The sequence below is a fragment of the Micrococcus sp. KRD026 genome (assembly GCF_017168445.1).
GTDB classification, from domain to species: Bacteria; Actinomycetota; Actinomycetes; order Actinomycetales; family Micrococcaceae; genus Micrococcus; species Micrococcus luteus.
Map to the genome: position 1 here is coordinate 1 of NZ_JABFBA010000003.1, position 8794 is coordinate 8794.

The following is an 8794-nucleotide window of genomic DNA, read 5'->3' on the forward strand; positions in this document are numbered from 1 at the left end:
GCCCACCCCCACCGCAGAGAAGCGCATCACGCTGCTCCGTGAGGTCGCCCAGTACTACCGGCACGATCTGGGCCTCTCCCGGCGTGATGCCGACCTGCTGGTCCGGCTGGCGACCAAGCACCGCGCCGTGGCCGTCGCCACGCTGCCGGAGCGCCTGGCCGACGACCTGACTCCGCACCCAGCCCGATTCCTCGTCGCCGTGGAGCACATGAGTGAAGCGGGCAACGTCGGGAGGGACCGCACGCCCACGTTCACGCGCCGTGCCCACGAGGACTACCAGCGGGCCGTCTGCGCTCGACGCCGGGCCGCTGCTCGCGCTCACATCGCGGCGGACCGTGAACGTCGGGAGGGGGCCGCGTGAACATCCCGAACATGGAAGAACGCCGCCCCCTCGCCCTGGGAGCGGCGTCCAACCACACCGATTCAGCACCTACCACGGACCCGAATCTGTCTCCTATTTTACCGGATTCATCGGATCTTGTCGCGGGCGTTTTCGTTCTCGTGGTGATAGTGCCAGACGACCCCGAACCCCGCCACCGTCGCCGCGTCTTCCTCCAAGCCCAGCCCGCCCAGCGCGCCGCTGATCGCGCCGTTGCACGCGGCCACCGGGCCGAGGTTGTGCTGTGCCGACTGGTGCCGGAGACCCACGGATGGGGGATGAGCGCATGAACGCCGCCGAGAGTGTGGCCGAGCGGATCGAAGCGGACCGCGCCCTGTATGCCGCCGCGTACGCCCAAGGGCACGCGGACGGGCTGGCCGAGGGGCTGGCCCAGGGTGCGGCCCATCCTGCCGTGCGGGATTCGGTAGCCCGGTGGTTCCCCGGCTGGGACGGGGCCGAAGCCGCGCACGCCCGATCCGTGACCCACTTCCACGCCTGGCACGCCCAGGCCCGCGCCGGAGGAAAGGAGGCGACCGACCTTGACCGCCACGCCGCATGACCTCAACGGAGCCGACGCCGCCGCCTACGCATGGCCGGCAGATGGCGCGGAGGCCGCAGATGCCCCTGTGGCGACCTGGAAGCCGCTGGACCTGGCCGGGTACCTCAACGGCACGATCAAGCCCGCTCAGGCCCGCCTGATGGCGCGCACGGACGGCGTACACCTGCTGTACCCCGGACACGTTCACAGCGTCGCGGGAGAGTCCGAGTCCGGGAAGTCCATGTTGATGCTCGCCGTCGTCGTGGAGACCATCGCGGCGGGCGGGCGCGTGTTGTTCATCGACTACGAATCGGACCCGGCAACCGTGGTGGACCGGCTCGTGAAGATGGGGGCCGACCCGTCCGAGCTCGCTAACCACCTCGACTACGTGCAGCCCCAGACGGACCCCGTCAACGGGCCGTACCTGGAGGCGAGCGCCTGGTCAGCCGTCAAGGCGACCCGGTACGAGCTGGCCGTCCTGGACGGTGTCACGGAGGCGCTGAGCGTGTCCGGTGTGGCAAGCATCGACAACGACGAGGTGACCGGGTGGATTCGGCGCGTGCCGCGTGCGCTCGCACGATCCACCGGGGCGGCGGTGGTGCTCGTGGACCACGTCACCAAGTCTGCCGAGGGCCGAGGCCGGTTCGCCATCGGTGCGCAGTCGAAGCTGTCCGCGCTGGACGGTGCCGCGTTCATCGTGGAGCCGCTGGCCCCGCTCGGAGTCGGGATGTGCGGACGGCTGGCCGTGCGGGTGGGCAAGGACCGCCCGGGACGTATCCGTGGTCACGGCGGGTCCTGGCGCAAGTCCGACCGCACCCAGGCCGTGGCCGTGGCCGTGATCGACTCGACCGACCCGGCGCGGATCGTCTACACCCTGGAGCCGCCCGCACGCGAGCTGGACCCCGAGCAAGCGCGCCAGCAGCTCGACGATGAGCGGCGCGCGTCCGTCCTGGCATGGGTCCGTGACTGTCCGAAGCCGCCGAGCCTGAACAGCATCTGTGCGGGCGTGGCCGGTCGGAAGCAAGAGACAACGGCCATCGTCCGGGAGCTGATCGAAGCGGGAGAGCTGACGACCTCGCCAGGGCCGAACCGCTCGACCCTGCATCACATCCCCGCCTGATGGTCCCCCGGTGGTTCCGGTTCCCACTCTAAAGAGTGGGACCGGGAACCACTCATGGGAACCAGTTCCCACTAGTTCCGAACCACCGGGAACCACTGGGAACCACTCACCGCCGACACACCACAGACGGCCCCGAGCGCACCACGCGCCGGGGCCGTCGCCGTCCCGAGGAGGACACCACCGATGACCACCACCCGTGCATCCGAGATGGACAACCTGCGCTCCGTCGTCCGATTCCGACCGGACCAGTCCGGTCTAACCGGACGGACCGGACGAACCGTCCGAACCGGCCCCCTAGACGGCCCTCGACCCCCTCACGGTCGGGGGCCGTCGTCGTCCCCAGGGAGGACAGATGAGCACCATCACCACAACCCCGGCGACCCTGCCCGACCTCGCCCCCAGCAGCGATAGGAGCGCAACCGATGACCACAACCGAACGCCCCACCGAGGCCGACAACCTGCGCCAAATGCTCCGCTTTCACATGGACCGCGCCGAACGCCACCGACTCCGCGCCGAGAAAGCCGAAGCCGAACTAGCCGAGCTGAAGAAGGAGCCGCACCCGTGAGCACTCTCTCCCGGCCCACACCGAAACACGCCGCCACCACCGCACTGGAACGTGCAGCCGCTGAAATCGCGTACCTGCGGAACGAGTGCCAAAGCATCCGCCACGCCCTCAACCGATCCCAGGAGCGCGCATGAGAGCCCGCCCCACATACACCGATGCCCAGCTACGCCGGTTCGTAGCCCTCGCACGAGGCGGACGCGACCGACGCGCCGACGTGCTGGACGCCATGCGCCGACATCCCGCCGGGAAGGGGCCACGCGCGCCCCGCCCGAACCATCCCCCCATGACCGACGCGGACGGCACACCGCCCACCACCACACCCGAGGACCACCGATGACCGCCCGATTCGTCACCCGCCCCCACATGTGGGCGCACAACAACGAAATCAGTCAGACCATCCGCGCCGAGCGCGTCGAACTCACCGACGAACACGGCGTGCAACACGACGGCGTGGGCATCTTCAGCATGGGCAAACCCCGCCAAATGCTCACCCCCGAAGCCGCGTACCGCCTGGCGCACGACCTCGCCGACGCCCTCGACTCAATCACCATCAACCCCCGCCCCGAGCACCACAACTGACCGTCCAAGGAAGGACACGCACCATGACCACGAACCCCATCTCTGAGATGACCACTGAGCAGCTGACCAAGCTTGCCCAGACCGCCGACCAGGCCCACGCATCCGTGAACGACGCAGCCCAGAAGGCGCGCACCGCAGCACAGAAGAAGGTGGAGGCCGCACTGTCCGAGGCCGAGGCCGCACGCGATGAACTCCAGCGACGGAGCGATGCCGAGGCCCAGCGCATCCAGGACCGCCGCCGGGCGTTCGCGCACCACCTGCTCAACGCGGGCGGGATTGAACGACTGGCCGAGGAGAACAGGGCCGACCTGAAGACGGCACAGGAAGCCCTCATCGCCGCACTGGAGGCCGACCCGGTCATGGTCGCCACAGCCCGCTACCTGTCCATTGCGCGCCGCTCAGAGTCCATCCGGTCCCTGCTGCACGAGGCTGCCGTGGCACTGGGGCAGGAACTGCCCGCCGGCCTGGCGAACTACCGCGCCCCCAGCGGGGCCGACTTCGACACGCACCACCGCCGCGTCCTGGACCGGCTGACGTTCACCTACGCCGATGAATGGGCCGAGAACATGCAGGACACGGCCCAGACCAGCATCAACGGAGACGACGCCACCCTAGACAAGTACGTGCCCACCGCCGCTGAACGGCACGCCGAGAACGAGGCCGCACGCCTGGCCGCGCTGGCCGAGTTCAAGGCGGGCGAGAACGTGGAGCGCGTCGTCACCTACCCCGACGTGCCCGGTTCCCCGTTCCTGCATTACAGGGTCATCCAGTGGCGGGACAGCTACACCGGGCAGACCGTCCCCGACACCGCGCCCGACGCTGGCCCCGGACCGGAAGGCATCCTCGCCGGACTCCACCACTGGGTGCCCGTCCACGAGGCAACCGCCGAGGACGTGGCCGCAGCCCTGGAGGCCGAGACCATCAGCATTCGATCCGCCGAGTTCTACGGCCTCCCGCTGCCCACCACCAACTGAGCGTCCAAGGAGGACACACCATGAGCACCACCATTTACCGCCGCCCCATCGTCACCCCGCTCAACCACCCCGAGTTCATCCGCGCCGCCTACCAGGCCGCCGAAATGGAGCCGCCCCAGCATGGGGCCGAGCTGCGCCACGCGCTCAACCAGACGCCGACCCCGGACGCCGAAGCCGCGCGACTGCTTCACGCCGGATACGAAGCCGAGGACCTGGACGCCTGGCACACTGACGCCCTCGAAGCCATGACCCGCGCCCTCGCCGGGGAACGACTGCGGGCCGCACTGGGCAAGGTCGGCCCACAGATCGACGCCGCCCACCAGGACGACTGGACGGACGCCGCCGCCCGCGACCTGACCCCCACATTCCAGCGCGTCACCAAGGCCCTGACCAGCGCCGCTAAGAAGCTGCCCGCCGGGCCGGACCCGTTCAACCTTGCCGCCGTCGTGGAAGCAGACGCCGGAGCCGCCTACGCCACCGCCCGTGAGTGCCTGGCCCAGCTGTCCGCCTACGCGGGCATCCACGCGGGCGTGCACCTGACGGGACGACTCGCCCGATGGAACGAGCTGCTGGGCATCGTGCATGTCCCCGAGACCGTGACCGAGCTGCGTACCCGTCTCACGCACAAGCCGAAGAACGCCGACCGGCTGGGCACCACCATGTCAGCCCGGGAGCTGCTGACGCTGATCGAGAAGGGCCAGACCGACCGGGCCATCCTCGACATTGCCCGAGGCAAGCACCCCGGATTCACGTTCCAGCTCGCCACCACTGCCGAGCTGCGCGACCGGGAGGCCCGCGTCACCCGTGCCCTGAACTACAACGTGGTGGACGACGACTGACCACGCACGCACCACACGCGGCGGCCTGGCCCTCACGGGTCGGGCCGCCGCCGTGGTCAACCACTGGAGCTGCACACATGGCACGAGCCAAACGCATCTGCCCGAGACCGAACTGTCCACGTGTGGCCGTGGGCCGGTACTGCCCCGAGCACAACCGGGAGTACGACCGAGCCCGAGGCACCACGACCGAACGCGGGTACGGGACCGCACACCAGCGAGCCCGCGCCGAATGGGATGCACGAGTCCAACGCGGCGGGCTGTGCTGCCAGAGATGCGGCGCACCCATCACACCCGGCGAGCCCTGGCACCTGGACCACGACGACCACGACCGCACGCAGTACCTCGGACCATCACACGCGCGCTGCAACAACGCGGCAGGCGGACGACGCGCACACCTGTTCGAGTGACACCGCGACCCCCCCACCGGGAGGGGGCCAGCAAGGGTGCACTCCTGGCCGTCGGTGGGGTCCGCCAGGTGCGGGCTACGCAGATGGCCTCATCCGAATCGACACAAGGAGGTGCCGGAATGCCCGGACCTATGCCAAATCCGACCAAACCGCGATCCCGCAGAAGGGCCACGGGAACGCGTTCAAACCTCACTGAGCTGCCCGCTGAGGGCTGCGATCTGCCCGTCCCGGCCCTGCCGAAGATGCGGGACTGGTCCCGTGAGGAGCGCGCCCTGTGGAAGAACCTGTGGCAGTCGCCGCAGGCTACGCAGTGGGATGACTCATTCATCGCCGCCGTGGCCGCGTACATCGTCCATGCGACGGCGGTCTATGGGGGTACCGCGTCCGCCTGGCAGGCGCAGGAGATGCGCCACCTAGGGGCACAGCTGGGCCTCACCCCGGCGGGGATGCTCGCGTTGGGTTGGGTGGTCCGCAGTGAGTAGGCGCAGGCTCGCCCGGCGTGACCTCGTGGCCCCGGTGATGCCCGCTGCGACCGATCCGAACCGGCTCACGCAATGCTCATTCACAACCTCCCACGGGCCGGTGCGCGTCTGGAGCGCGGGCGGTGTCCCGTACCGGCTGCGCGTGGCCGGGGTGACGCTCCGGCGGGAATGGGACCGTGCCGCGTTCACGGCTTGGATGCGTGACCCCGAGGTGCGGGCGGCGCTGGGGGCGACCTAGCGCAGCCTGGCGACCTGTGGTGCGAGACGTGTCTCAGGGAGCGTCTGGAGGCCGGTCTAGGCCGTGGTGGTGGCCCCGAGGGATGACGGTGCCCCCGGCCTTGAAACGGGATTGACCGGGGGCACCTGACGCCGCCGGGCCAGCGGAGGGGGGATGCGGCGGGCGGCGCTGAGGACAACCTAGCGCAGCCTGACGGCGTGGGCGTGAGTTGTCCACAGCGTGAACAGAAACAATGGCCCCGGCCCTCCCATCGCGGGGGGTCGGGGCCTTTTCGTGTTTCCGGGGGTGCGGGTGGTGTTCTACTGCCAGGGCTGGACTAGGTAGGTGGTTGCCAGGCCCCTACGGGGCTAGCGGAGCCCTACGGGCCCAGGTCTCCCGGTCCCTCACTCCAGTCGACCCGCCGCCCTCCGCCCCAGCTCTGCGACATTCGCCCACGGCAACTAGACCCCCCGTGTTTCGGGGCGTCTGTTGTTATGGCCCTGGGATACGCCGTCGACTGGCGTTCCCTCGCCCGGCGGTTCGGACGATTCGGGAGGGGTGTCACCGCGCCCTCATGATTGGCAGCACAGAGGGCTGTAGACGCTGGAGGTTCACGCTGTGACCTCGTGCCGCACACCGGCGTTGCGACGGTGGACAGGACGCGGCCCCGCGTGTAGGGGCCGGTGGCTCACATGGGGCCGGTGATGAGGGAAGGCGCGAACAGCGCAAAGAAGCCCGCCACCGTGAGCGCTACCGATGTGGCGGCGCGGGCGACGGGCTGGAGAAGCTGGGGGAGGGTGCGGGTAGGCTGGTTCACGGCGTCACGTCCTAACTCACGTGGTGTCCATGCCCCGGGCGGCTGCAACCGCGCCGGGGCCTTTCTGTCACCAAGTAGTCAGGCCGTGCGCTGACCGTCCAAAATTCGCTAGATCATGCGGTTCGGAGGATATTCCCCCCGTCTCCGCTGGTCAGCCCCGGATTCCCCAGGAATCCGGGGCTTTCCGCATGTCTGGGCGGATTTCGGCGGGTGGGCCAGGGGTGCACAAGGTGACAGAGAAGTACAGGAAGTAGCACGGTCACTGACTACTGACTGACTAAAGAGGGACGGTCACCCCGTTCCTCCTCGCAAGGCCACCAAGCTCACCACCGATATCACCCTGAACCCCGGCGGCAAGGACCGCATGCGGGCATTCCACGCGGGAACATGTTCAGTCTGGGCACGTTCGCCACCCTGACTGATGTGCGCGCCGCGCTCGCCGTCGCCCAGGGCGAGATAGCCCGGGACGTGATCAGGCCACCCACTGCCCGCCCATCCCCGTGGACCAGACGGGGGCCCGGTGGGAGCCGCTGACCATCAGCCCCGCCCCCCGGGAGAGCCTGTGCGCCTACGGGCCGCACACGGCCCCGTTCGAGCCCTGGGCGTCCTACGACCGGTTCGACGCCTACGCCTTGTTGCACCGCAGCAGGGACGCCCACCCTCCCGGCGATGCTGATCCCGCAGGAGTATTACGGCCTCCAGGCAGTAGAGGATGGCTGAACCGTCGTGGGAAGCCGGCCGGTAAGGGCCGTCGCCTAAGCCCAAGAAACCCGCAGATGCCCCACAACGACCGGGGCTGACCGCCAGCTGACGGCTCCCGGGCACACCCCGGGGCTGGAAGGGGCTGCGCCCAGAAAGTCGCCCCTCTGGGCGGGCTTCCCTCCGGTCTATCACTCTGACAGGATCAGGTGATGCAACCACCCGTCGACGATGAGCCTTCCGAGTCCCCTCCCGTGCCCCCGTTTGACGAATTCGCTGCCATCATCTTCCTGGAAGAGCTCCAGCAACACTGCAAGGTCGGTACCACTGCGGCGAGGAATGCTCGGCGCGCTGCAACGAACGAGCTGTATACCGTCGAAGATGTGTTCCGCTATGCCGGCACTGCTGCGAACGCGGCGGCCATGATCAGTAAGATCCTGTGGCCCATACCTCGCCGACAGAACGACTACGAAACCGAGGATGAGTTCAGGGCCCGCAAGAAGTTCACCAAGAACCGCGGGCGCGAACTCTGCACGATGCTGGGCATGTCTAAGAGCAGCGTTCTGAACCGTTCACAGGTCCGTAACGGAATCGAGCACTTTGACGAACGCCTTGATCGACGGCTGATGACCCCCGGGAGGATCATGATCCACTTCACCATCGGCTCACGGCAGGCGGCACGGATTGACGGCGAAGAGGGCGGGCGGTTCTACCTGCACAGATACGACCCACGCACGACGGAGTACGCCATCCTCGAAGACAGCATCCGTCTCGCGGAAGTTCAGCGCGCGATGGAGGACCTGTCCCGCCGCGCCGATCAGGAACTTAGGCGGTTGGAGGCCAAACGCCTTGAGGACATTCGGAGAGCTAACCTGGCGTCTCTTCCGCACGCCGACGAGCCCGGGTCCGCAATTGATGACAACCCACGAGAGAGAGATGGGCTGACCCCGTTTCGTAGGTCCAGTCGTTATGAGAGTCGTCCTGTTGCCCGCGGTCGCGGGCAGGGAGACTGGTCAGATCATGACGAACAGCAGGAAGCGTCACACCCCGGAGCAGGTCGTCCGTAAGCTCGGGCAGGCCGACAGGATGCTCGCCGATGGTCAGGACGTCGCGGCGGTGTGCCGGGAGCTCGGGGTGTCCGAGCAGACGTACTACCGGTGGCGGAACCAGTACGGCG

At 68.5% G+C, this 8794-nt stretch carries 11 protein-coding genes; 9 read left to right on the forward strand and 2 right to left on the reverse strand.

The features are described from left to right. Nucleotides 1-361: hypothetical protein (locus J1M40_RS00880; protein WP_206450364.1), on the forward strand; the 361-nt coding region annotated here is incomplete at its 5' end. A gap of 107 nt (nt 362-468) precedes the next feature. On the opposite strand, the gene J1M40_RS00885 is transcribed toward J1M40_RS00880, so the two are convergent. Further along, nucleotides 469-648: a hypothetical protein gene (locus J1M40_RS00885; RefSeq protein ID WP_206450365.1), complete on the reverse strand. Its 180-nt coding sequence runs from the start codon at nt 646-648 to the stop codon at nt 469-471. A 17-nt stretch (nt 649-665) separates the two neighbouring features. Between J1M40_RS00885 and J1M40_RS00890 the strand changes: the two genes are divergently transcribed. From J1M40_RS00890 to J1M40_RS00915, 6 genes are all read left to right on the forward strand, one after another. Further along, nucleotides 666-938 (forward strand): hypothetical protein, encoded by a 273-nt coding sequence (locus J1M40_RS00890; RefSeq protein ID WP_206450366.1) that lies wholly within the window; start codon nt 666-668, stop codon nt 936-938. Then, entirely contained in the window at nt 919-2037 is a 1119-nt protein-coding gene (locus tag J1M40_RS00895; protein ID WP_206450367.1) for an AAA family ATPase, read from the forward strand. The genes J1M40_RS00890 and J1M40_RS00895 overlap by 20 nt, the downstream gene beginning before the upstream one ends. A gap of 422 nt (nt 2038-2459) precedes the next feature. After that, complete coding sequence (locus tag J1M40_RS00900) at nt 2460-2603, forward strand: hypothetical protein (RefSeq protein WP_206450368.1); 144 nt, start codon at nt 2460-2462, stop codon at nt 2601-2603. A 333-nt stretch (nt 2604-2936) separates the two neighbouring features. Then, nucleotides 2937-3182 (forward strand): hypothetical protein, encoded by a 246-nt coding sequence (locus tag J1M40_RS00905; RefSeq protein WP_206450369.1) that lies wholly within the window; start codon nt 2937-2939, stop codon nt 3180-3182. A gap of 23 nt (nt 3183-3205) precedes the next feature. Beyond that, nucleotides 3206-4156 (forward strand): hypothetical protein, encoded by a 951-nt coding sequence (locus J1M40_RS00910; protein ID WP_206450370.1) that lies wholly within the window; start codon nt 3206-3208, stop codon nt 4154-4156. A 20-nt stretch (nt 4157-4176) separates the two neighbouring features. Further along, nucleotides 4177-4995, forward strand: a complete 819-nt coding sequence (locus tag J1M40_RS00915; RefSeq protein WP_206450371.1) for a hypothetical protein — start codon at nt 4177-4179, stop codon at nt 4993-4995. A gap of 1794 nt (nt 4996-6789) precedes the next feature. Here J1M40_RS00915 and J1M40_RS12835 read toward each other — a convergent pair. Continuing rightward, the gene (locus J1M40_RS12835; RefSeq protein WP_274607960.1) at nt 6790-6918 is read right to left on the reverse strand and encodes a hypothetical protein; all 129 of its coding nucleotides are present in this window, start codon (nt 6916-6918) and stop codon (nt 6790-6792) included. A 911-nt stretch (nt 6919-7829) separates the two neighbouring features. On the opposite strand from J1M40_RS12835, the gene J1M40_RS00920 reads away from it, so the two are divergent. Both J1M40_RS00920 and J1M40_RS00925 read left to right on the forward strand, forming a co-directional pair. Next, nucleotides 7830-8684 carry a hypothetical protein gene (locus J1M40_RS00920; protein WP_206450372.1) on the forward strand — a complete coding sequence of 285 codons (855 nt, stop codon included), beginning with the start codon at nt 7830-7832 and terminating at the stop codon, nt 8682-8684. After that, on the forward strand, nt 8638-8794 hold a 157-nt coding region (locus tag J1M40_RS00925; protein ID WP_152744053.1), incomplete at its 3' end, for a transposase. The genes J1M40_RS00920 and J1M40_RS00925, both read left to right, overlap by 47 nt.

What these genes read in the sequence shown, in the direction of transcription:
- J1M40_RS00890 (WP_206450366.1), top strand. Translation starts at nt 666, where the DNA reads ATGAACGCCGCCGAGAGTGTGGCCGAGCGGATCGAAGCGGACCGCGCC.
- J1M40_RS00900 (WP_206450368.1), top strand. Translation starts at nt 2,460, where the DNA reads ATGACCACAACCGAACGCCCCACCGAGGCCGACAACCTGCGCCAAATG.
- J1M40_RS00905 (WP_206450369.1), top strand. Translation starts at nt 2,937, where the DNA reads ATGACCGCCCGATTCGTCACCCGCCCCCACATGTGGGCGCACAACAAC.
- J1M40_RS00910 (WP_206450370.1), top strand. Translation starts at nt 3,206, where the DNA reads ATGACCACGAACCCCATCTCTGAGATGACCACTGAGCAGCTGACCAAG.
- J1M40_RS00915 (WP_206450371.1), top strand. Translation starts at nt 4,177, where the DNA reads ATGAGCACCACCATTTACCGCCGCCCCATCGTCACCCCGCTCAACCAC.
- J1M40_RS00920 (WP_206450372.1), top strand. Translation starts at nt 7,830, where the DNA reads ATGCAACCACCCGTCGACGATGAGCCTTCCGAGTCCCCTCCCGTGCCC.